Origin of the sequence: Mesorhizobium sp. LNJC391B00 (assembly GCF_000502535.1) — a bacterium.
Taxonomy (GTDB): Bacteria; Pseudomonadota; Alphaproteobacteria; order Rhizobiales; family Rhizobiaceae; genus Mesorhizobium.
Genome location: NZ_AYWI01000002.1, coordinates 271,046 through 291,821 on the forward strand (window position 1 = coordinate 271,046; position 20,776 = coordinate 291,821).

General features: G+C 62.6%; 18 protein-coding genes. 3 read left to right on the forward strand and 15 right to left on the reverse strand.

The features are described from left to right. Window positions 1-45: 45 nt before the first annotated feature. Window positions 46-945 carry a LysR substrate-binding domain-containing protein gene (locus X750_RS158650; RefSeq protein WP_023670389.1) on the reverse strand — a complete coding sequence of 300 codons (900 nt, stop codon included), beginning with the start codon at window positions 943-945 and terminating at the stop codon, window positions 46-48. Between the two features lie 202 nt (window positions 946-1,147). On the opposite strand from X750_RS158650, the gene X750_RS1000000164155 reads away from it, so the two are divergent. The 3 genes from X750_RS1000000164155 (at window position 1,148) to X750_RS158645 (ending at window position 3,119) form a co-directional block, all read left to right on the forward strand. Next, window positions 1,148-1,318 (forward strand): hypothetical protein, encoded by a 171-nt coding sequence (locus X750_RS1000000164155; RefSeq protein ID WP_084567106.1) that lies wholly within the window; start codon window positions 1,148-1,150, stop codon window positions 1,316-1,318. Window positions 1,319-1,696: 378 nt separating this feature from the next. Further along, window positions 1,697-1,831 carry a hypothetical protein gene (locus X750_RS1000000167330; RefSeq protein WP_023681787.1) on the forward strand — a complete coding sequence of 45 codons (135 nt, stop codon included), beginning with the start codon at window positions 1,697-1,699 and terminating at the stop codon, window positions 1,829-1,831. Window positions 1,832-2,180: 349 nt separating this feature from the next. Continuing rightward, on the forward strand, window positions 2,181-3,119 hold the full coding sequence (locus tag X750_RS158645) for a GlxA family transcriptional regulator (protein WP_348524244.1): 939 nt from the start codon (window positions 2,181-2,183) through the stop codon (window positions 3,117-3,119). Window positions 3,120-3,132: 13 nt separating this feature from the next. Here the strand turns inward: X750_RS158645 and X750_RS158640 are convergent, their stop codons facing one another. From X750_RS158640 to X750_RS158575, 14 genes are all read right to left on the reverse strand, one after another. Beyond that, on the reverse strand, window positions 3,133-3,930 hold the full coding sequence (locus X750_RS158640) for an ABC transporter ATP-binding protein (RefSeq protein ID WP_023746830.1): 798 nt from the start codon (window positions 3,928-3,930) through the stop codon (window positions 3,133-3,135). After that, complete coding sequence (locus X750_RS158635) at window positions 3,927-4,700, reverse strand: ABC transporter permease (protein ID WP_023688107.1); 774 nt, start codon at window positions 4,698-4,700, stop codon at window positions 3,927-3,929. Before X750_RS158635 ends, X750_RS158640 begins: the two co-directional genes overlap by 4 nt. Before the next feature lie 91 nt (window positions 4,701-4,791). Beyond that, window positions 4,792-5,742: an ABC transporter substrate-binding protein gene (locus tag X750_RS158630; protein ID WP_023670382.1), complete on the reverse strand. Its 951-nt coding sequence runs from the start codon at window positions 5,740-5,742 to the stop codon at window positions 4,792-4,794. A 99-nt stretch (window positions 5,743-5,841) separates the two neighbouring features. Further along, complete coding sequence (locus X750_RS158625; protein ID WP_023691008.1) at window positions 5,842-6,687, reverse strand: DUF1194 domain-containing protein; 846 nt, start codon at window positions 6,685-6,687, stop codon at window positions 5,842-5,844. A 90-nt stretch (window positions 6,688-6,777) separates the two neighbouring features. After that, window positions 6,778-9,339 carry an FAD-dependent oxidoreductase gene (locus X750_RS158620; protein WP_023746831.1) on the reverse strand — a complete coding sequence of 854 codons (2,562 nt, stop codon included), beginning with the start codon at window positions 9,337-9,339 and terminating at the stop codon, window positions 6,778-6,780. Between the two features lie 153 nt (window positions 9,340-9,492). Continuing rightward, a complete protein-coding gene (locus tag X750_RS158615) occupies window positions 9,493-10,248 on the reverse strand; it encodes an FkbM family methyltransferase (RefSeq protein WP_023746832.1) in 756 nt (251 codons plus the stop codon). Continuing rightward, entirely contained in the window at window positions 10,245-11,480 is a 1,236-nt protein-coding gene (locus X750_RS158610) for a glycosyltransferase 87 family protein (RefSeq protein ID WP_023746833.1), read from the reverse strand. Before X750_RS158610 ends, X750_RS158615 begins: the two co-directional genes overlap by 4 nt. A gap of 33 nt (window positions 11,481-11,513) precedes the next feature. Further along, window positions 11,514-12,944: an aspartate aminotransferase family protein gene (locus tag X750_RS158605; protein ID WP_245271816.1), complete on the reverse strand. Its 1,431-nt coding sequence runs from the start codon at window positions 12,942-12,944 to the stop codon at window positions 11,514-11,516. Between the two features lie 67 nt (window positions 12,945-13,011). Then, the gene (locus X750_RS158600) at window positions 13,012-14,019 is read right to left on the reverse strand and encodes an NAD(P)-dependent oxidoreductase (RefSeq protein ID WP_023670374.1); all 1,008 of its coding nucleotides are present in this window, start codon (window positions 14,017-14,019) and stop codon (window positions 13,012-13,014) included. Beyond that, window positions 14,016-14,459 (reverse strand): EamA family transporter, encoded by a 444-nt coding sequence (locus tag X750_RS158595; protein ID WP_023699265.1) that lies wholly within the window; start codon window positions 14,457-14,459, stop codon window positions 14,016-14,018. Before X750_RS158595 ends, X750_RS158600 begins: the two co-directional genes overlap by 4 nt. A 124-nt stretch (window positions 14,460-14,583) precedes the next feature. Further along, on the reverse strand, window positions 14,584-15,936 hold the full coding sequence (locus X750_RS158590; protein ID WP_023746835.1) for an FAD-binding oxidoreductase: 1,353 nt from the start codon (window positions 15,934-15,936) through the stop codon (window positions 14,584-14,586). A 3-nt stretch (window positions 15,937-15,939) separates the two neighbouring features. Next, entirely contained in the window at window positions 15,940-17,373 is a 1,434-nt protein-coding gene (locus tag X750_RS158585; RefSeq protein ID WP_023746836.1) for a UbiA family prenyltransferase, read from the reverse strand. A gap of 206 nt (window positions 17,374-17,579) precedes the next feature. Beyond that, window positions 17,580-17,843 (reverse strand): hypothetical protein, encoded by a 264-nt coding sequence (locus X750_RS158580; RefSeq protein ID WP_023670370.1) that lies wholly within the window; start codon window positions 17,841-17,843, stop codon window positions 17,580-17,582. Between the two features lie 145 nt (window positions 17,844-17,988). Then, window positions 17,989-20,478: a mechanosensitive ion channel family protein gene (locus X750_RS158575; protein WP_023746837.1), complete on the reverse strand. Its 2,490-nt coding sequence runs from the start codon at window positions 20,476-20,478 to the stop codon at window positions 17,989-17,991. Window positions 20,479-20,776 lie beyond the last annotated feature (298 nt).

Sequence of the window (20,776 nt, forward strand, 5' to 3'; positions counted from 1 at the left end):
AAGGAGTTAGAGCGGCTCGCCGTTTCCGTGAAACGGTGAACCGCTCTAGAACTTGCCGGTTTCGCGGAAAAGCTCGAACGTCGCACGGATATGGTCGGCGACGGCCTTGACCGGCGCGCTGGCGTCCGGCGACACCACCATCGCCAGATTGTAGGTGCCGATATCGGGCATGCCGTCCTTCGGGCAAAGCTCGACCATGTCGTTGCCCAGGAACGACTTCGGCAACGGTGCAACCGCGAGATCCGACATGATGGCGGCGCGCTGGCCTGCCGTGTGGGCGCTCATATAGGCGATGCGGTAATTGCGGCCTTCACGGCTCAGCGCATCGAGCGCGCCGGCCCGCCAGGCGCAGCCCTCTTCCCACAGCGACACCGGCAAAGGCTCGCGCAGATGCGCGCTGCCGCCCTTGGCGCCGGCCCAGACGATCGGCTCGGTGAGCAGCACCTCGGCGCCGAGTGCGCTGGTCTTGTAGGAATTGGTCAGCAGCGTGATGTCGAGCGCCCGGTCATCCATGCGGCGGCGCAGATTGCTGCTCTGGTCGATGGTGACGTCGACGGCAATCGACGGATGCGACTGCGCGAAACGCTTCAGCACATGCGGCAACACGCGCTCGCCATAGTCGTCCGGCGAGCCGAGCCGCACCACGCCGACGATCTCGGGGATGATGAACTTCGACACCACCTCGCGGTTGATCGACAACAGCCGGCGGGCATAACCGAGCAGCATCTCGCCATCCGTGGTCAGCGTCACCGAGCGCGCATCCCGCGCGAAAACAGAGCGCCCGAGAATGTCCTCGAGCTTCTTGATCTGCATGGAGACCGCCGACGGCGTGCGGAACACCGCATTGGCCGCCGTGGTGAAACTGCCGGTCTCGGCAATGGCCACGAAGGTGCGCAAAACGTCGAGATCGAGCAGCGGCAGCGGATGATTGAGTGGGGCGTTCATCGGGATCGACCTTCAATTTTTCTGATGTGAAGCATCATTCCATTTCGTTTGATTGAACATCAGATTGGGAGGATAGTCAACTCCATCGAAGGCAGGACGTGCCATGGCCCCAACGCTCCTGACACGGAATTGCACTCGATGCGGAATATCCAGGCGACGGAACGCGTTCATGCGGGACGTGCCACAACCAAAGGAGAATGAAATGTCTATCCTGTCATCCATCGGTCGGCTTGCGACCGAATTGAGCGCGGCCCGCGCCCGCTTCCAGACCGAACGTGCGATCCGCTCGCTGCCGATCGAACTGCAGAAGGATATCGGCTGGCCTGAAGCTGCCGACACCAAGACCGGTGCACGCCACGGCGTCGGATCCTAGGCTGGAGCAAAGTAAACCATTGTGTACCTTGTGCTGAAGGCCTGCCGCGCAGACCAGCCCGGCAGGCCTTCTCTATTCGCCCTGCAGGCTTTCTCCAACTTATTTGCACTCAAATGATTTTCAGAGCCGTGTCGCCGCTGCATGGCGCATATGCGTCACTTGCATGGCGCCTCAATGTCGCCGGTAACACACTGTAAGTAATCGTAAATTTTGGGCACCATGCCCAATAATGTCGCAAACGATGTCGCATTTCCATTCAAGCGCTTCGCATTTGCGATTTAGTTTCTGCTCACGCAGGCCTATATCACCGTCAGCAAACGAGCTGCCCCACTCCATCAAGCGAAGGCGACCCGTCTGAGCAACCGATAGGAGATGATGATGAAGCTTTTTGCCCGCCTCTTTGCCCGCCGCGAAATGAACCTGACGACCGCTCTCGAGCGCCAGCGCCTTGCCAATACCATGCCCGGCCAGACCGGTGCCATGAATGCGGTGCGCCTCGGTTTCGTTGCCTGAGATAACGGCTAGCGCTCAGCGCTTCCCTGCCGCTGCCGACAGTCGATAACAGCGCCGCTTCGGCTTGACCGAAGCGGCGTTTCTCATTTTTGGCACCTATGCCGCCGCCACCACGCCCAATCCGTCGGCAGCCCGTGCCTGTCATCCCGGACGATTGCTCATTTGCGACCCATGTCGCAAATATAGTTTCCGCTTAGCCCCCTAGCCAATTGACAGGAATGGCTTTTCCTGATGTCGCTGTGCTGTTCGCGACATCCTGTTCGCGCCATGGCCGCGTGAGGTTCCCTTGAACGCCGTAAAGCATCCGATCAAGCGATCGTTTGTATTCTTCCTTGTCCCGGACTTCACCATGATCGCCTTTGCGACGGCGCTCGACCCGCTGCGCTCGGCCAACCGCATGCTCGGCTATGAGGCCTATCGCTGGCGCCTCGCCAGCATCGACGGCAAGCCGGTGCGCGCCTCCAACGGCGTCGAATGCGCCGTCAACACCTCGCTCGAGGAAGAGCGCAAGAAAATGGCCGGGCCGGATCGGCCGAACATGGCCATCGTCTGCAGCGGCATGAATGTCGAGCGCTACCAGAATAGGTCGGCCTTCGCCTGGCTGCGCGAGGAATACAACAGAGGCGTCGCCGTCGGCGGCCTGTGCACCGGCGCGCATATCCTTGCCGCCGCCGGCCTGCTCTCCAACAAGCGCTGCGCCATCCATTGGGAAAACCTGCCGGGCTTTTCCGAGGCCTTTCCCAAGGCCAACGTCTTTGCCGACCTCTTCGAGATCGACCAGAACATCTACACCTGCGCCGGCGGCACCGCCGCCCTCGACATGATGCTCAAGCTGATCGGCGACGATTTCGACGACAATCTGGTCAACCGCGTCTGCGAGCAGGTGTTGACCGACCGCGTGCGCAGCCCGACCGACCGCCAGCGCCTGCCGCTGCGCGCGCGCCTGGGCGTCCAGAATTCCAAGGTGCTGACCATCATCGAACTGATGGAAGGCAATCTCTCCGAACCGCTGTCGCTGATCGAGATCGCCGACCATGTCGACCTGTCGCGCCGCCAGATCGAGCGGCTGTTCCGCACCGAGATGGGCCGCTCCCCTGCCCGCTACTATCTCGAGATTCGCCTCGACCGTGCCCGGCATCTGCTGATCCAGTCATCGATGCCGGTGGTCGAGGTAGCGGTCGCCTGCGGCTTCGTCTCGGCGTCGCATTTCTCCAAATGCTACCGCGAACTCTATGCCCGCTCGCCGCAGCAGGAGCGCGTCGACCGCAAGCAATTGCTGGCGGCCTGATCCGAAAACGCACTCAGGCTTCGGCGGGCTGCGCCTGCGCCGTCCGCATCGCCTCGACGCGGATATCCTCGGTCAGCCGCGCCTTGAGCGCCGAGAATTCCGGGCTGGTCTTCAGCGTGTAGTGGCGTGGATGCGGCAGGTCGATGGCGACATCCGACTTGATGCGGCCTGGCCGCGCGCTCATCACGATCACCCGCGAAGCCATGAAGATCGCCTCCTCGATGTCGTGGGTGACGAACAGCACTGTCTTCTTGCGCCGCTCCCAGATGCCGAGCAGCAGTTCCTGCATCAGTCCGCGCGTCTGGTTGTCGAGCGCACCGAACGGCTCGTCCAGCAACAGGATTTCGGGGTCGTTGGCCAGCGCCCGGGCGATCGCCGTGCGCTGCTGCATGCCGCCGGACAGCTGCTTTGGCCAATGGTTCTCGAAGCCCTTGAGCCCGACGAGGTCGACATAGGAAGCGACGATCCCGTCTCGCTCCTTTTCGGCCATGCCACGTTCGCGCAGGCCGAAGGCGATATTCTGCGCCACCGTTAGCCACGGAAACAGCGTGTAGGACTGGAACACCATGCCGCGATCCGGTCCCGGCCGCGTCACCGCCTTGCCGTCGAGCAGCACACGGCCTTCGCTCGGCGCTTCCAGGCCGGCAACGATCCTGAGCAGCGTCGACTTCCCGCAGCCGGACGGCCCCAGAATGGTGATGAAGTCGTTGGCCGCGACCGCAAGGTCGACCGGCATCAGCGCCTTGACCGGCTGCCCGCCGCGCACGCCGGCGAAGGTTCGCGAGACGCCTTCGATAAGCAACTTGCTCATGCCAGGCTCCAGGGAAAGAGCCAGCGATTGAACGCCTTGAAGGCGAAGTCGGACAACAGTCCGATCAGCCCGATGACGATGATGCCGAAGATGATCTGCCCTGTCGCCAGCCGCGACTGGCTGTTGATGATCATGTAGCCGATGCCTGAGGACGAACCGATCAGCTCGGCGACGATGACATAGGTCCAAGCCCAGCCGAGCACCAGCCGCAGCGTCTCGGCAATCTCGGGCGCATTGGCCGGCATGATGACCCGTTTGACGATACCGCTGTTGGTCGAGCCCAGCGTATAGGCCGCCTCGACCAGGTCGCGCCGCGTCGAGCCCACCTTGACCGCGACGATCAGGATGATCTGGAACACCGAGCCGACGAAGATGACCAGCAGCTTTTCCAGCTCGCCAATGCCGGCCCACAGGATGAGCAGCGGAATGAAGGCCGAAGCCGGGAGGTAGCGGGCGAAGGAGACGAACGGCTCCAGAAACGCCTCTATTGGTTTCCAGGCGCCCATGGCGATGCCGATCGGCACGGCGACGATCGACGCCAGCAGGAACCCGCCGAAGACCCGCCAGATGGTGATCAATATGTCGAGCCAGAAGCGGTCCTCGACCAGCAGCCGCCAACCATCCCGCAGCATCGACAGCGGGTCGGCGAGGAAGATGCGGTTGACGTGGCCGCCAAGCGTGATCCACGCCCAGAAGGCGACGAACAGCACGAAGAAGGAAATGCCAAGCACGGTTCGAATGCCCGGCGACACCGGATGCAAGGGGCGCATCTTCAGATCGTCCGCATCGTCAAATCATCACTTGTCCAGGAGAGAGCGGCGGCCCTAGGCGCCGCCGCACAATGGTCAAAGGCGAGGCCTGTCAGTTCGCCACCGCGCTGGTATCGGCAAGCGCTGCAACATCTGGCGCTTCCTTGATCAACCCCATCTGCAGCAGAAGCTCGCCGGCGGTCTTGGAAAAGTCCTGGAATTCCTTGGTGAAAAACTGCTTGTTCTCCGCCTTGTCGGCCCATTTCAGGTATTTCGCCGAATCCTCGAATTCTTTCGCAGACTGCTTCACGTCGGCGCCCATGATCTCGTAGGATCTCTGCGGATCGCTCTTGATCAGGTCGAGCGCTTCGAAATAGCTGTCGGCCAGCGCCTTGGCGGCGTCGGGATTGGCGGTGAGGAATTCAGGCGTGCAGCCGACCGTGTCGAGCACCATCGGGTAGTCGAGCGTGGTCGCCAATATGTGGCCCTGATCGGACTTGTCGCGCACCGCCGAGATGAACGGCTCATAGGTGACCGCCGCATCGTTCTGGCCGGCGAGGAAGGCTTGCGCCGCCGCATCCGGTTCCAGGTTGACGACGGTCACATCCTTGGTCGACAGGCCGTTCTTGTTCAGCACCCAGGCCAGCATGAAATAGGGCGACGTGCCCGGCGCCGAGGACGCGACATTCTTGCCCTTGAGGTCGGCGACGGTCTTGATGTCGTTGCGCACGACAATGCCGTCGGCGCCATAGGATTTGTCGAGCTGGAAGATCTGCTTGGTGGTCACCCCTGAGGCGTTCCACACCAGCCAGGTCTCGACCGTGGTGGCGGCGCATTGCAGATCGCCGCTGGCGATGGCGAGCGGCCGGCTGGCCTGCGGCACCTTCTTCAGGGTCACGTCGAGGCCATGCTTCTCGAAGATGCCGGCCTGCTTGGCGAGCGTCAGCGGCGCAAAGCCGGTCCATCCGCTGATGCCGATGGTGACCGATGTGGCAGCCTCGGCCGGCACGGATATTGCAGCCGCAAGCGCCAATACCGCGGCAGCGACGATGGTCTTGTTCATGTCGGTTCCCGTTGTTTTTTCGGATGCCGAATTGTGTCACAGACGCCCATGGGCTTGTCAATGAAACCGGCCCTTCACGGCAGCGTGATGATGCGAACGCTAACGGGCATCGAACATCCAGCTGCGGTCGCGCCACATCTTTTCGCCGACCTGGCAGTCGGTCGGCCGGTCCTGCGCCAGCACCACCGGCGGATGCCCGGCCTCCTCGCGCGCCCGTTGCGGCGAAGCGGCGCCGGCCAGCTCCAGCACCAGCTTGCGGCGGATGGCTTCGGGAAACTGCGTCCAGTCATTGACCGGGATCATGAAGGATCCGGGACCGCCGATGACGCAGTCGCTGTAGTAGCGGTCGAGATTGTTGACGTCATAGGCGCCGCCGAACCCGCCGCGCGTCATCAGCGGCAGGCCGTTGATGATGATGCCTTGCTTGACCACCGCGTCGCGGGTGATGTCGACGGGCGCGCCCTGGTTGTTGGGCCCGTCGCCGGAAATATCGATGACGCGCTTTGTCCCCTGAAAACCGCTTTCGGCGAACAGATCGCTGCCGAATTCCAGCGCGCCGGAAATCGAGGTGCGCCGGGCGCTGGCCGGCGGATGGGCGGAAAGCTGCGCGGCCACCCGCTCGGCATCGGCCCGGCTGGCGATCACCGTCCACGGCACGACGACCTGCTGCGTGGTCGCTCCCGCCCATTCGACATAGGTGACGGCGACCTTGCCGTAGGCGCCATCGGCGATGGCCTGCAGAACATTGTCGTGCGTCAGCGCAGCAGCATAGCCGTGACGCTGGATTTCAAGTTCGCCCGGCGACATCGACAGCGACACGTCGACGGCCAGCACCAGCTCGACGTCGACCGGCTCGGCGGCTTGAACCGGCGGCACCAGCCAGAGCCCCAGCGCCAGCGCGGCGCTGCCTGAAAGGAAATGTCGTGCGCAAGAAAAAGCAGACATACCCGAAGGTAAGCGAAAACCGGCTGCTGACAAAGCAAAAAGCCCGGCGAGGTGCCGGCTTTTCGATATGTTGGTTGGAACCGATGAAGCTCAACTCCTCGGCTTCAGATTCTCTGGATCGTAGAGCGGCTTGTAGCCGACGGCAGCCACCTCGACCGGGTAGGTCTCGCCGAAATATTCGATGGCGAACTTGCGGCCTTCCTGGGCATGGGCCCAGGGCAGATAGGCGAGGCCGATGTTCTTGCCGATGGTCGGGCCATAGGCCATCGACGTGGTGAAAGACCGGCGGCCGAGTTCGTCGACCAGCGTCTCGCCGGTCTTCGGATCCATCACCGGCATGGTGCCGACGGGATAGCGGGCAACGCCTTTCGCATCGACGTTCTCGGTCATCACCAGCGTGCACAGGATCGCCGGCTGGTGCTCGCGGGCGCGGTATTCGACATGTTTGGCCTTGCCGCAGAAATCGTTCTCCTTGACCTTCGGTCGGGCAAGGTCGGCCTCAAGCAGATTGTACTCGGTCAGAAGGTCGGCGTTCTGCAGGCGCAGGCTCTTTTCCATGCGCCGCGTGTTGGCATAGGTCTCGACGCCGAACGGCATGACGCCGGTCGAGCGCAGCGCGTCCCAAACGGCCAGGCCGTCCTCGTAGCGCATGTGCAGTTCCCAGCCCTGCTCGCCGACATAAGAGATGCGGAAGGCGGTGACGTCCTTGCCGCCGATCCTGACCGGCTTGATCGCCGCGAACGGGAAGTTCTCGAGCGAGAGACCATCCGGATTTTCGACCACTTTCTGCAGCGTCGCCCGCGCGTTCGGTCCCCAGATGCCGATGGTGACGTATTTTTCCGTCACGTCGGTGATGGTGACGTCAAAGCCTTTGTCCTGCGCGGTGCGCTGCATGTAGCGGAAGTCGCGCGGACCGGCGTCGGCGCCGTCGATCAGACGGCAGCGGTCGGCCATGCGGATGACGGTGAAGTCGGCGCGCACCATGCCTTCCTCGTCGAGGAAGTGGGTGTAGATACCCTTGCCGATATTGTTGTCGCCACCAATCTTGGCCGCGCACAGCCACTCCAGCAGCGCGACATGGTCCGGCCCTTCGATGTCGTACATCGAGAAATGCGAGAGGTTGACGATGCCGCAATCCTCGCTCATCGCCAGGTGCTCGGCATTGGACACCCGCCAGAAATGGCGATTGTCCCACTCGTTCTCACGTATGGGAACCCGGTTGCCATACTTCTCCAGCAGATGCTCGTTGGCGGCATAGCCATGCGCGCGCTCCCAACCGCCCAGCTCCATGAAGTAACCGCCAAGCTCCTTCTCGCGCTCCCAGAATGGCGAGCGGCGGATGTTGCGGCCTTTGGAGAACGGCTCGCGCGGATGCACCGCCGGATTGTAGACCTTCATCGCCGTCTCGGTGCAGCGATCCCAGATGAACTGCTCTTTCGTCTGGTGCGGATAGAAGCGCGCATAGTCGATGGCGTGATGGTCGATTTCCGTGCGGCCGTCCGTCATCCAGTCGGCGATCAGCTTGCCCATGCCGGGGCCGTCCTTGACCCAGATGGCGACGGCGTACCAGAGGCCCCTCACCTTCTGGCTCTCGCCCATGGACGGGCCGCCATCGGCGGTCACCTGCAACAGGCCGTTGAAGGAATGGCTTTCGTTGTAGCCGAGTTCGCCCAGGATCGGCGTCAGTTCCATGGCGCGCTCCAGCGGCGCCAGGATCTGCTCCATGTCGAGATCGCGCTGCGACGGCGACAGCCGCGCCTGATCCTTTTCCAGCAAATCGCGCGGATGGCAAAGACGCGGATTGGTCTCTTCGTAGTAACCCCATTCGATCTGGCCGCCTTCGGCGGTCCTGGGGTCGCCGGTGTCGCGCATATAGGCCGAATTACCCTGGTCGCGCAGCAGCGGCCAGCCGATCTCATTGCCCGTGCCGGCAAACTCATTGTAGGGACCGAAGAACGTCAGCGGATGATCGATCGGCATGACCGGCAGGTCTTCGCCGACCATCTCGGCGATCAGCCGGCCCCAGATGCCGGCGCAGACGATGACATAATCGGCCATGATCGTGCCGCGGTCGGTGACGACGCCCTTGATGCGGCCCTCCTCGACGATGAGAGATTTGGCCGGCGTGTTGGCGAAGGACTTCAACTTGCCCGACGCTTCCGCCTGGTCGACCAGCTTGCCGGCGACAGTCTGCGAGCGCGGGATGACCAGGCCGGCGTCCGGATCCCACAGGCCGCCCTGCACCATGGACTCTTCGATCAGCGGGAATTTTTCCTTGATCTCGGCCGGTTCGATCAGCCGGGCGCGGGTGCCGAAGGATTTGGCCGAGGCGATCTTGCGCTTGATCTCGTCCATGCGGCTGTCGTCGCCGACGCGCGCCACTTCGAGACCGCCGATGCGGGCGTAATGGCCCATCTTTTCGTAGAAATCGATCGAGTAGAGCGTCGTCCAGCACGACAGGAAATCATGGCTCGTGGTGTAGCAGAAGTCCGAGGCATGCGCGGTCGAGCCGATATCGGTCGGGATGCCCGACTTGTCGATGCCGACAATGTCGGTCCAGCCGCGCTCGATCAGATGATGCGCGATCGACGCGCCGACAATGCCACCCAGGCCGACGATGACGACCTTCGCCTGTTTCGGAAACTCTGCCATTGCCGCGACTCCAAGGGATAAAGCAGGCGTGTCCGCGCCCGTTCGGATGGCGCACAATATGCAGAGGACGTGGATGGAGCTACCGCCTGTTTGCGACACGTCGCGGATGCGACGCGACCCGGCGCGCCGGCGTGCCGCCAGTGGCGATCTATCTCAGGCGAAGGCCCAGATGTCCTCGGCCTGGAAGCCGACCTGATAGCCTGATGTCTTCAGCTTGACCACGACCTGGCCGATTTCGGCGGCCGGCAGCGCGCCGACCTCGACCTTGATCATGCCCGGACGATAGCGCTTGAGATCGAGCTGTTCGAAGACGATCCAGTCGGCGCCCTCGCAATCGACCAGGAAGGCGTCGATATGCGTGATGCCGTTGCGGTCGAGCAGTGTCTGCAACGTCTCCGACGGCACTTCGATGTCCCTGAGATGCGGCGCGAACTTGTTGAAATTGACGTCGGCCTCGCCCCAGGCATTTTTGCCCGACATCAGATTGGTGTCGGTGACCGACGAGCAGCCGATGAACTCGATCGGCAGCGTGCCGGCCTCGAGTGCCGCGGCATCGAAAGTGTGGACGGTGATCGTGCCCTTGGTCTTCGTCACCGCGACCGGTTCGATGACGAAGCGTTCCGTGTCGGGATAGTTGGCGCGCAACCGCTTCTGATTGTACGGGATCGGCTCGACCAGCACGGCCCGCGCCCGCGGAATGCGGTGCAGCCACGGCGTGACGTCGTCGAACAGCACGCCGTCGCAAGCGCCGACATTGACCATCTGGAAGGCTTGCCCACCGCCAAACCGCGCCTTCAGCGCCGCCTTGGCCAGGAATTTCGTGCCACGCAACGCCGGCCCGCGATCGAGCAGGCCGGCGGGCAGGCCGAGCGAAAGGGCGATGCGCGCCAGGCCGGAAATGGAACTCATGGCTTATCTCCAGGTATGGCCTGCAAGGCGATGGGCCGCCTTCCATTCAGGCTTGCCGACGCCCACAGCGCCATGATCGGGCCGACGAGCAAAAGGTAGGGCGGCAGAAGGTTCGGGAAGTAGATGCGGGTGTCGTGGATCGGAAAGACGGTGAATTTCGCCAGCACGCCAAGCACCAGTGCTGCAAGCAGGATGCCGGCGCGACGATCGAGCCGGAAGCCGGCGAGGCCGAGCGCAAACCACGCGGCCAGCGCCAGAACCGAGACCCCGACCCAGCTGTTGATGCTGATAGCGCGAATGAAGGATGCGGCAAACGCCTTGAGATAGGCGCCAACCGAGAACGGCGGCTCGAAGCCATCCATATTGTAGTGCTGCTCGATGCTGGAGAACCACAGATGCGGCCACCAGCCGGGATGCTGGGCCCAGTGCGAAATCGCGAAATAGGCGACGAAGGACGCGGCAAAGCCGGCCAGCGCGCCCCACGCCCGCTGCCGGAAGACCAGCAGCAGCACGGCGAAAATGGCCAGGAACACGATGTTGTCCGGCCGCGCCATGAAGGCCAGGAAAAGCAGGACAGCGGTCGCTGCCTCGCGGCCGCGCACATAGGCAAGCAGCCCGCCGAGGAACAGCGCCGAGCACAACAGATCCGGGGTCGAGGCGCGTGCGGCATCGCCGAAATCGGCCATGATCAGCACCGCGCCGACCACAGGCGCCAGCGCAAGCGCGCCTTCGGTTCGCAGCCAAAGCAGCGTGATCATCCCGAACAGCAGCACCGAGACCACCTGCAGCACCCGCATCGCCTCGACCGGCGACATCACCGAACTCATCGTCGACAGCATCTCGGCATAGAGGAACTTGATCCGGTACATGCCAAGCAGCGAGTGGAAGTCGGCGGCATTTTGCGCCATATGGCTGCGGAAGCCGCCGCCATCGTCTGTCAGCGCCTTGTAGTCGGCGGCCGAAACGCCGGCCTGGACCGTTCTGTAGGCATAGTCATGTAGCGCCTGCGCATCTGGGTAAGCGCCCTCCTCGGCGATTGCGAGATAAGGCAGCATGTCCCAATTGGCATCGGGCATCGTCCAGGCGGTAAACGCCGTCAGCAGGATATAGAGCGAAAACGCGATCGCGCCGATTGGCGCGGCCCATCGCGCATAAGTCCCCTCGCCCCGCGCCAGAGCGGCCGCGGTCAGCCGGTCGAGTGTGTTTTGCGGGGCGGGAAACTTGCTCAGCATTGTCGGACTCGGGACTTCGCTCAACGGACTTCTTTAACGGACCTGGCTTTTGACGAAATCCTTCACGATCCCCACGATGCCGCGCGACAGCAGGCTATCGAAGGCATCGACGAAATGGTCGACATGCTCGCGCTGGCAGATCAGCGGCGGCTCGAGACGGATGACGTTGCGGTTGTATTCGGTGAAGGCGACGAGCACGTCATAGTCGCGCAGCAACAGCGCGCCGACGAAGCCCGACAGCGAGCCCTTCAGCTTGTCGTCCAGCACGCTGACGATCGGACGCAGCACCATCGGCAAGGTCTGCGAGAAGTCGTGGAACTCGAGCCCGACCATAAAGCCTTTGCCGCGCACATCCTTGATGATCTTCGGGTACTTCTCCTTCAGCGCCTGCAGGCGCTGCAGCAGATAGTCGCCGGTAGTGGCGGCGTTGTCGATCAGCCCCTCATCATAGAGCACGTTGATGCCCTCGATCGCGGTGACGCAGGCCTCGCCCATGCCGCCAAAGGTGGCCATGGCATGGATCATCGCCGTCTTCGGCGTGCCATAGGCCTTCATATAGACCTCGCGCCGGGCGACCATCGCGCCGACCGCCGCCTTGCCTGCGCCGAGCGACTTGGCCAGCGCCGTCACATCGGGCACGACGCCATAATGTTCGAAGGCGTAGAAGCGGCCGGACCGGCCATAGCCGCACTGCACTTCATCAGCCACCCACAGCACGCCATAGTGGTCGCAGAGCGCGCGCAATTTCTGCCAGTATTGCGCCTCTGCCTGGATGATGCCGCCGCCGCCCTGGATGGTCTCGAGTACGATAACGCCGACCTCCGGGTCGGAGCGGAACAGCCGCTCGACCGCTTCGATATCGGCGAACGGAATGCGCACGGTGTTCTCAGCCATCTTGAAGTCCGCGCGGTAGAGCTGGCCGTCGGTGATGCCGAGCACGCCCTTGGTCTTGCCGTGGAAGGAATTCTCGGCATAGACGACCTTCGGCCGCTTCGGCCCGGCGGCGCGCTCGGCGAGCTTCACCGCCGCTTCCATCGCTTCCGAACCCGACGAGCCCAGAAACACCATGTCGAGATCGCCGGGCGAGCATTTGGCGATGTTGTGCGCCAGCGCCGATGCATATTGCGACATGAAGGCGATGGCGATTTCCTGGCGCTTCTCCTCCTGGAATTTGCGCCTGGCCTCCAGGATGCGCGGATGGTTGTGGCCGAAGGCCAGCGAACCGAAGCCGCCGAAGAAGTCGAGAATCTTGCGGCCGTTCTGGTCGATGTAGAACATGCCTTCGGCACGCTCGATCTTGATCTTGTGGAAGCCGAGCAGCTTCATGAAATGCAGCTGGCCCGGATTGAGATGCGCCTTGAACAGGTCGGTCATGCGCGCGACATCCATCGCCTTCGCCTGCTCGACGCTGATCAGGTCGGGCTTGGCGATGGCGGTAGGCGACAACGCCGGCGCGCCGACCATGGTGCGCGCGTTCGTCTGCTCAGGCTTGGCCATGACGGTCATTTCGGAGTTCTCCTGGTCGTCCCACTTATTCGGCGGGGACATGATTGGCGGTGACGGCAAGCCCGTCTTTCTTGGCGCGGTATTCGCTGTAGGCGGCGATCAGCATGTCCTCGTCGCGATATTGCGGCACCCAGCCGAGCTGGCGCTCGGCCTTGGATACGTCGAGCACGCACTCCTCATCGGCGATCAGATATTGTTCGGGATCCATGATCGGCATGTTCATGAGATCGAGCAGGTCGAGAGTGCGCTTGACCGCCCAGCCCGGCGTCGGGATCAGCAGCGATTTCGAGCCGGCATGCTTGATCAGGTCGCCCAGCAATTTCTTCACCGGCGGCGGATTGAGGGAGCCCAGATTATAAGCCTGGTTGGGCACGCCTGCCTTCCAGGCCGAGCGGGCAGCTTCCGCGCAATCGAACACCGAGATGAACTGATAGGGGTTCTTGCCCGAGCCGATCATCGGCACAGGAAAATTCCAGTCGATCAGTTTGAACAGCTTTTCCAGGATCCCGAGCCGGCCGGGACCGATGATCAGACGCGGGCGAAACAGCGAGATCGACATGCCGCGCTTGCGCCATTGCGCGGCGAGTTCCTCGGTCTTCTGCTTCGACCAGCCATATTCGCCGAGCGGCGCGACCGGATGTTCCTCGGTCATCGGCTGGGTGACCGTATGGCCGTAGATCATGTCGGTGGTGTAGTGGACGAGCTTGGACGCGCCGGCCTTGTCCATCGCCTGCATGATGTGTTCGGTGCCGTGGAAATTCACCGGAAAGAAGAAGTCGTGACGCTTGGCCCGCACCTGGATCGGCGACAGCATTTTGGCCGACAGGTTGTAGATCATGTCGTCGGCCTTCAATCCGATGTTGGCCACCGAGGCCGTATCCGTGACATCGCAGGTGACGAAGCGAACGTTGCGATAGTGCGTCAGGTCGCTCTTGACGATGTCGGCAACGACAACCTCTTCACCATCGGCCACAAGCTTCGGGGCAAGATGACGGCCGACGAAGCCGTCGCCGCCGAAAATAACATGTCTCATCGAACGATCTCGCTGGTCTTGTCGGGGATGATGGAAGCGGTTTGGTCGTCATGCCCGCGCCCGCCCAAGTCTCGACCGCTTTGCGCGATCAGCACGGTGCCGACGCAGATGAAGGCGATGCCGGCAATGCGCCAGGCATTGAGGTCCTCGCGGAAGATGAAATAGGCGAAGATCGCAACCGCGACATAGGCAAGGCTGAGGAACGGATACGCAAAACTGAGCTCGACCTTGGACAGCACATAGAGATGCGAAGCCATCGAGATGACGAAGGTGCACAGGCCGAGAAACACCCATGGGCTGAAAACGACCTGCAACAGCTTCAACAGCGGATTGGTGCCTTCGAACGAAATGGGACCGAGCGACATCATGCCTTGCTTCAGCATCAGCTGCGCGGCGGCATTGGTCATGACCGTGAACAGAATGAAGACGATGTATTTCATATTTTGCACCCGCCACTCGCAACGATCCTATTACTAACCTGCAAACATTTCGTGAAGTCACGACAATGCTTTGAGTAAACCACGGAACTCACGATCTATTCACCAAGACTTATTCGGATTGTACCTATTCAGCTGCCTCGACACGCCCTGGCCGGACGTTGAGCTTTTTCGCCGTCCGCAGCCAGAAACTGGACACGAACGCCGGGTCGCGCAGCGCTTCAAGCCGCTGCCAATTCGGGAAGGAGGCCGCGAAAGTATCAGCGCCCATGCGCGCATCCTTGTACGGGTTGACCGCGCCGCCGGCCGCGACCGTGATGCGGTCGAGTTCGCTGAGCAGGGCCAGCGTCCTGTCGCCGCGATTGGGGAAATCCAGCGTCAACGTGAAGCCTGGCCGCGGAAAGGACAGCAGCCCCGGCGAGCGGATCGAGCCGAAGCGCTTCAACACGGTGAGGAAAGAGCCCTGCCCGGCCCGACGCGCCGCGTCGAGCAGCGCCGGCACGGTCTGACGCGCGACATTTCCCGGCACCACGCTCTGGTGCTGGTAGAGACCTTTCGGGCCATACAGCCGATTCCAGTCGCCGACACCATCAAGCGGAAAGAAAAAGCCCTGGTAGCCGGTTTGGCTCGGCCCCGGCGAGCGCCCCTTCTTCCACCGATAGGCGGCGTTGAAGGCGGTGAGGAACGGCCGGTTGAGCACATTGAACGGCGGCTGGAACGGCACTGAAAAACGGGAGCCGGCGCGAGACGCCGCATGCGAGCCATACTCGGCATGATTGCCTGTCAACAACAGGCCGCGCCCGCGGCCATGGCCGCCGGCAAGCTGGTCGATCCAGGCGACGGCATATTCATTGGCCTGGTCGGCGGCCTCGGCCAGTTCGAAGAATTCGCCGAGATCGGCAAACCGCGTTACCTTCTCGGCGATATCGAGCGAATGCACCCGCATCAGCCGGATCGAGGCCGACAGGATCAGGCCGGTCAGCCCCATGCCGCCGATCGTCGCCGCAAACAGCCTTGCATTGTCGGTTGCCGAGCAGGTGTAGGTCCGCCCGTCCGAGCGCAGCAGCGTGAACGACTCGACATGGCAGCCAAAGGTGCCGCGCCGGTGATGGTTCTTGCCATGGACGTCATTGGCGATCGCGCCGCCAAGGGTGACGAACTGGGTGCCTGGGACGACAGTCGGAAAGAAACCGTAAGGTGCAGTGTGCGCAATGATATCGGAGAGGAACACGCCGGCCTCCGCCTCGAGCAGGCCGGTCTCGGCATTGAAGGCGCCGATGCGGTTCAGCGGCCGCATGTCCACGACCGCACCTGGCCCGTTCTGGCAGGAATCACCGTAGGAGCGGCCATTGCCATAGGCGAGCAGAGCGTTCTTTGTCGCCTTGCCGCTTCGCATCAGCGCGATGGCATCGTCGGCCGCGATGGCTCGCTTTGCGGCCGGCGTGGCGAGGCCAAAACTCCGGTACCGTTCGCCGGCCATGCCCTACCAGCCTCCCGCGACCAGAAGGGCGGCGCCGATCACCACGACGATCTGGCTTCGCCAGTCGCGAATGATGAAGATGACCGGATCATCATTCATCTCGTTGCGGCGCGCCAGGATCCAGACCCGCATGGTCAAATACAGCACGATCGGCGCCAGCGGCCAGACCAGCCTGGGATGCGGATAGAGTTCGCGCACGGAGACGCTGTCCATGTAGAGCGCCAGCACCAGCGCCGAGGAGAAGGCCGACGCCATGCCCGCCTGGGCGACGATCTCCTGATCTTCGATGCGGTAGCCGCGACCGGCAATGCGCTCGCCCACCGGAATGGCTGTGGTGCGCAGTTCGACATAGCGCTTCACCAGCGCCAGCGACAGGAAGAAGAAAATCGAGAAGGCGAGCAGCCAGAACGAGACTTCGACCCCGGTCGCCGCAGCACCTGCCAGCACACGCACCGTGTAGAGCCCCGCCAGCGTCAGTACGTCGGCCAGGAGCATGCGCTTGAACGACAGCGAATAGGCTGTGGTCACCACCAGATAGCCGGCGAGCACGCCCAGGAACTCGATCGGCAACAGAAGCCCGGCGGCAATGCCGATCGTCAGCAGAGCGGCCATCGCGCCGAGACCGAACGGTATCGACAGCGCGCCGCTGGCGAAAGGCCGGTTGCGTTTGGTCGGGTGCTTGCGGTCAAGCGCAAGGTCGAAGAAATCGTTGAGGATGTAGATGGCGGAAGCCACGGCGCTGAAGGCGACGAACGCCAGCAGGCATTGCCAGATCATGTTGATGTTGAAGTATTCATGCGACAGCACCATCGGCACCGCTATCAGCGAATTCTTCAGCCACTGATGCACCCGCAGCATCTTGACGAATGTCTTCAATGTCCTTTTCGGCGCCGGCATCCTTTCGGCGCTATGCGCGGCCTGCCAGCGCCTCGCATGGCGGTCGGGCGCCACGACGATGGCGTTGCGTGCGGCTCCGAAAACCTTGAGGTCGTGCCGGCTGTTGCCGGCATAGTCGAAACCGCCGTCGCCATAGGCGGCGATGAGCGCGTCGCGCTTGCGGCCCGAGGTCATGTTGTGGGGACCGTCGGTCGCCAGCACATAGTCGAAGACGCCCAGATGCGCGGCGATCGTCTCGGCGAACTTGCGTGGCGTACCGGTCGCCAGCACGATCTTGCGTCCGTCGCGATGGTCGGCGCGCAGCCGCTGCAGCAGCGCTTCGCGATAGGGCAGCGAGGCCGGATCGATGTCGATGCGGTCAGCAATCGCTTGTTTCAGCCGCGCCGGGCCGGCGGCCAGCCAGAATGGAACCAGGAAAACATAGAGCGGATTCTTCTTAAGCAGGATGAACAGGCCTTCCCAAAGAAGATCGGTCGCAATCAGCGTGCCGTCGAGGTCGACCGCAAGCGGGATTGCGTTCTTGTCCGACCGCGCATCCATGTCCGTTCTGCCCTATTCATAACCGGTTGCGCCGTGTTTCGGCGTCTTCGCACCGGTATAGCGGCGGAACGGCGTATTGAACGTTAAAACGCACGGTTGCAGCCGGTAGGCGCCACGATATTTCCCGCGTCATTGTTAAGCAATCGCTACCGCGGACAATAAAAGGCCGGGCATTGCCCGGCCTCTACTACATCTGCTTGCCGACTTTACTTGATGCGGGCAACGCCACCCGAGATTTCGACCGTTTCCGAGCCGGTCAGGGCCTCGAGGTCACCATTGGGCAAGGTGACGAAACAGCCGTTCGGGCAGAATTCCACCGTTTCGCCGGCGGCCAGCGCCAGCTCCGTCTTGCCGCCGCCTTCGGTCACGATCAGCGTACGGGTCTCAGCATCCTTGTTGACCGCGCTAGCGGCAAAGGCCGAGCCACTCGCTGCGGTAAGAGCGATGGCGACGACGAGCGACTTCCACATTTTGCAATATCGGTGTTTCCACACCGCCTCTGTTGCATTTCGCAAGGCATTCTCGCCTTTGCATGTGAGCTTATATGAGATGCAAGCTGAACCGCAACTGAATGCCGCATTCATGCCGCAATTGGTTTGGGAGGAGCTTGGGGCCTTAGCTGGGATCGGGTTTGCGGGCCTTGCGACCAGTTTTGGCCAGCCGCTTCGCCTCGGCGGCGGCTCTGGCCTCCGCCTGCTCCTTCTCGGCGAACTCGACCTCGATCTTGTCGTCGTCGATCGGCCATGCGTCGGTCTTCTTGACCTTGACCTCGGCGCGCGGCGTCGAGGGGATTTCTATGTGCTCGGCGTCAAAAGCATCGAGAACGGCAAAGCGGATATCGTTCTGAACGATGGCGCCGTTCAGCACATCGGCCAGGAACACGCGGATCTCGAACTCGAGTGCTGCCGGCCCGAAATTGGTGAACAGCACGAAGGGTTCCGGGTTCTTCAGCACCAGCGCATGGCCGCGCGCAATCTCAAGCAGAACCGCGTGTACCCGCTTGACGTCGCTGCCATAGGCGACCCCGACCTTGATCTCCACACGTCCGAGCTTGTTGCGGTGCGTCCAGTTGCCGACGGCGTTGTTGATGAGGTTCGAATTGGGCAGGATCACCGATTGCCGCTGGAAGGTCTCGATTTCGGTGGCGCGCACGCTGATCTTCTTGACCGTGCCTGATGTGTCGCCGGCGACGATCCAGTCGCCGACCTTGAACGGCCGCTCGGCGAGAAGGATCAGGCCCGACACGAAGTTGGACACGACATTCTGCAGGCCAAAGCCGATACCCAGCGAGAGTGCGCCGGCAACGAGCGCCAGGTTGGAGAGATCGATGCCCGCCGCCGAGATGCCGACGAGGCCGGCGAGCGCGACGCCGGCATAGCCGACCGCCAGCCGGATCGAGTTGCGCACGCCGGTATCGACCTTGCCGCGCGCCATAACCGAGCCGTCGAGCCAGCCCTGGAACCAGCGGGTCAGGAAATAGCCGATGATGAAGACGACGATGCCGGTGAGGATGCCGGTGACCGAAATCGTCACCGAACCGACGGTGACGCCTGTCGCCAATTTATAGCCCCAGGCCTGGATATCGCCGGGCTGGAAGCCCCACATCAACAGGATCAGCGGCAGGAACACCAGCACGATCATCAGGTTGATGGCGACGCTGACGACGAGGCCGAGCTGGTCGAGCGCGGTGTCCTCATAGCTGGAGTTGGTCTTCAGCCAGCGCCCAATCGAGGTGCCGGCGAAACCACCCTCCTCGCCGATCTCGCGCGCCGACAGGAAGCCGATATAGGCGGTAAGCAGGATGGTGCCGGTGACCACGACCTGCAACGAGACGAAGATGGCAAGACCGATATAGCCGAACAGCGCCGCCGCAATCGTGAACAGGCCGAGCGCGACACAGGTGTAGCGCAGCCAGGCCGGCCAGCGGCGCCAGCGCCCAGCGACGTCCTTGTAAGGCTTCAGCAGCGCCATCAGGATCAGGATGACCCCGACGATCACGGTGGCGACAAAACTCCTGGCCACCGTCAGCGACAGAGGCGAGCCCATCTTGTCGTTGACGATCGACAGGAAATTGTTGATGCCGATGACGACTGCCATGGCCGTCGTCAGCCGCACCAGCCAACGCGCCGGGCCGGTCTCGACCTGGATCAGGCGCCAGTTCGGCATGCTGGGCGACAGCGCCGCATTGGTCAGGCGGTTGACACAGAACACTATGGCGATGACGGCTGCCAGAGCGTTGAGGAACACGCCTATGTCGCCGCGCAGCACATTGTAATAATTGTACAGGAACACCGTCGAGGCGAGGAAGGCGCTGACCGCCAGCGTCGGCAGCAAGGTCGACCAGAACGCCACCGACAGGCGACTGAGATATGTCGGATCTTCAACCGACGCGTCGGGCTCGAAGATGCGCCCAAACAGGCGGCGCCCACCGACCAGAAGCACCACGGCCAACGCAAGCGCCATGAGGGTCGCCGCGAGCATCGCCTGGAACTTGAACTTGAAGGCAAAGCTCAGCCACGACGACACCGCCCTGTAAAAATTGGCGTATTCGTCCCTTGCGTCGGAAAACACCTGCGGGCTCAGTGCATCGGACAGCACGTAGCGCTTGGTCAGCCCGCTGCGAAACAGCTCGCTGCGCATATTGCCGATCTTCTCGATCAGCGCATTGATGCGGATCGACAGGTTCTGCGCGCCGGCGATGACGGCGTTGATCTCCGCCTTTTCCGACGCCAGCGCCTGGCGCTCGCCGGTCACGATGTCCGGTTCAGGGGGCTGTCCGGCAGCCGGCGGTGCGCCAAGCTGCTCGAGCCTCGAATTGATCTCTCCCAGCCGCGAACGAAACGCCAGCGCGCTGTTCAGCGCAGCGCGCGACAGCTCTTCCAGCTGCAGGCGGATCTCGACAAGGGTGGTGTCGTCGACGCCGTCCTCCTGGACCTTCTTCTCCAGAGCGTCGGTCTTCGTCGCCAAACCCTGCAGGATTTTCTGCTGGTCGGCGACCAGCCCGGCAGGCGCCTGACCCAGCCCCTGCGCCATGGCGCCGAACGAATGCGGCGCCAAGGCAACGAGCGCTAGGACCAGGATCAGGCGAAAGAAGCGAAAAAACATAATGGTGGCGACTCAAAGGGCGGCAAAGGCCGCCTCTAAAGCGGTCCTTGATAGAGACGCTCATCCCGTGGGGCAAGTCGTGGCGAAGTCATGACAGTTGGGCGCCTTGCGGGAGTCGGCCAGTCGAAAAGCCATGGCGCAATCTTGGCTTTGCGCACGCCGCCTGCTCTATAGTCTGCCGCATCGCACCCGAGCCGGATGGCTTCAGGTCTGTTGGACCTGAAATCATCCGGCTCTAAAAATCAAAGATATAGAGCATGATGTCGTCCGAAAACCGCTTCACACTTTTCGGCATCAT

Coding starts and splice junctions, on each gene's coding strand:
- X750_RS158650 (WP_023670389.1), bottom strand. CDS start 945: ATGAACGCCCCACTCAATCATCCGCTGCCGCTGCTCGATCTCGACGTT.
- X750_RS1000000164155 (WP_084567106.1), top strand. CDS start 1,148: ATGTCTATCCTGTCATCCATCGGTCGGCTTGCGACCGAATTGAGCGCG.
- X750_RS1000000167330 (WP_023681787.1), top strand. CDS start 1,697: ATGAAGCTTTTTGCCCGCCTCTTTGCCCGCCGCGAAATGAACCTGACG.
- X750_RS158645 (WP_348524244.1), top strand. CDS start 2,181: ATGATCGCCTTTGCGACGGCGCTCGACCCGCTGCGCTCGGCCAACCGC.
- X750_RS158640 (WP_023746830.1), bottom strand. CDS start 3,930: ATGAGCAAGTTGCTTATCGAAGGCGTCTCGCGAACCTTCGCCGGCGTG.
- X750_RS158635 (WP_023688107.1), bottom strand. CDS start 4,700: ATGCGCCCCTTGCATCCGGTGTCGCCGGGCATTCGAACCGTGCTTGGC.
- X750_RS158630 (WP_023670382.1), bottom strand. CDS start 5,742: ATGAACAAGACCATCGTCGCTGCCGCGGTATTGGCGCTTGCGGCTGCA.
- X750_RS158625 (WP_023691008.1), bottom strand. CDS start 6,687: ATGTCTGCTTTTTCTTGCGCACGACATTTCCTTTCAGGCAGCGCCGCG.
- X750_RS158620 (WP_023746831.1), bottom strand. CDS start 9,339: ATGGCAGAGTTTCCGAAACAGGCGAAGGTCGTCATCGTCGGCCTGGGT.
- X750_RS158615 (WP_023746832.1), bottom strand. CDS start 10,248: ATGAGTTCCATTTCCGGCCTGGCGCGCATCGCCCTTTCGCTCGGCCTG.
- X750_RS158610 (WP_023746833.1), bottom strand. CDS start 11,480: ATGCTGAGCAAGTTTCCCGCCCCGCAAAACACACTCGACCGGCTGACC.
- X750_RS158605 (WP_245271816.1), bottom strand. CDS start 12,944: ATGGTCGGCGCGCCGGCGTTGTCGCCTACCGCCATCGCCAAGCCCGAC.
- X750_RS158600 (WP_023670374.1), bottom strand. CDS start 14,019: ATGAGACATGTTATTTTCGGCGGCGACGGCTTCGTCGGCCGTCATCTT.
- X750_RS158595 (WP_023699265.1), bottom strand. CDS start 14,459: ATGAAATACATCGTCTTCATTCTGTTCACGGTCATGACCAATGCCGCC.
- X750_RS158590 (WP_023746835.1), bottom strand. CDS start 15,936: ATGGCCGGCGAACGGTACCGGAGTTTTGGCCTCGCCACGCCGGCCGCA.
- X750_RS158585 (WP_023746836.1), bottom strand. CDS start 17,373: ATGGATGCGCGGTCGGACAAGAACGCAATCCCGCTTGCGGTCGACCTC.
- X750_RS158580 (WP_023670370.1), bottom strand. CDS start 17,843: ATGTGGAAGTCGCTCGTCGTCGCCATCGCTCTTACCGCAGCGAGTGGC.
- X750_RS158575 (WP_023746837.1), bottom strand. CDS start 20,478: ATGTTTTTTCGCTTCTTTCGCCTGATCCTGGTCCTAGCGCTCGTTGCC.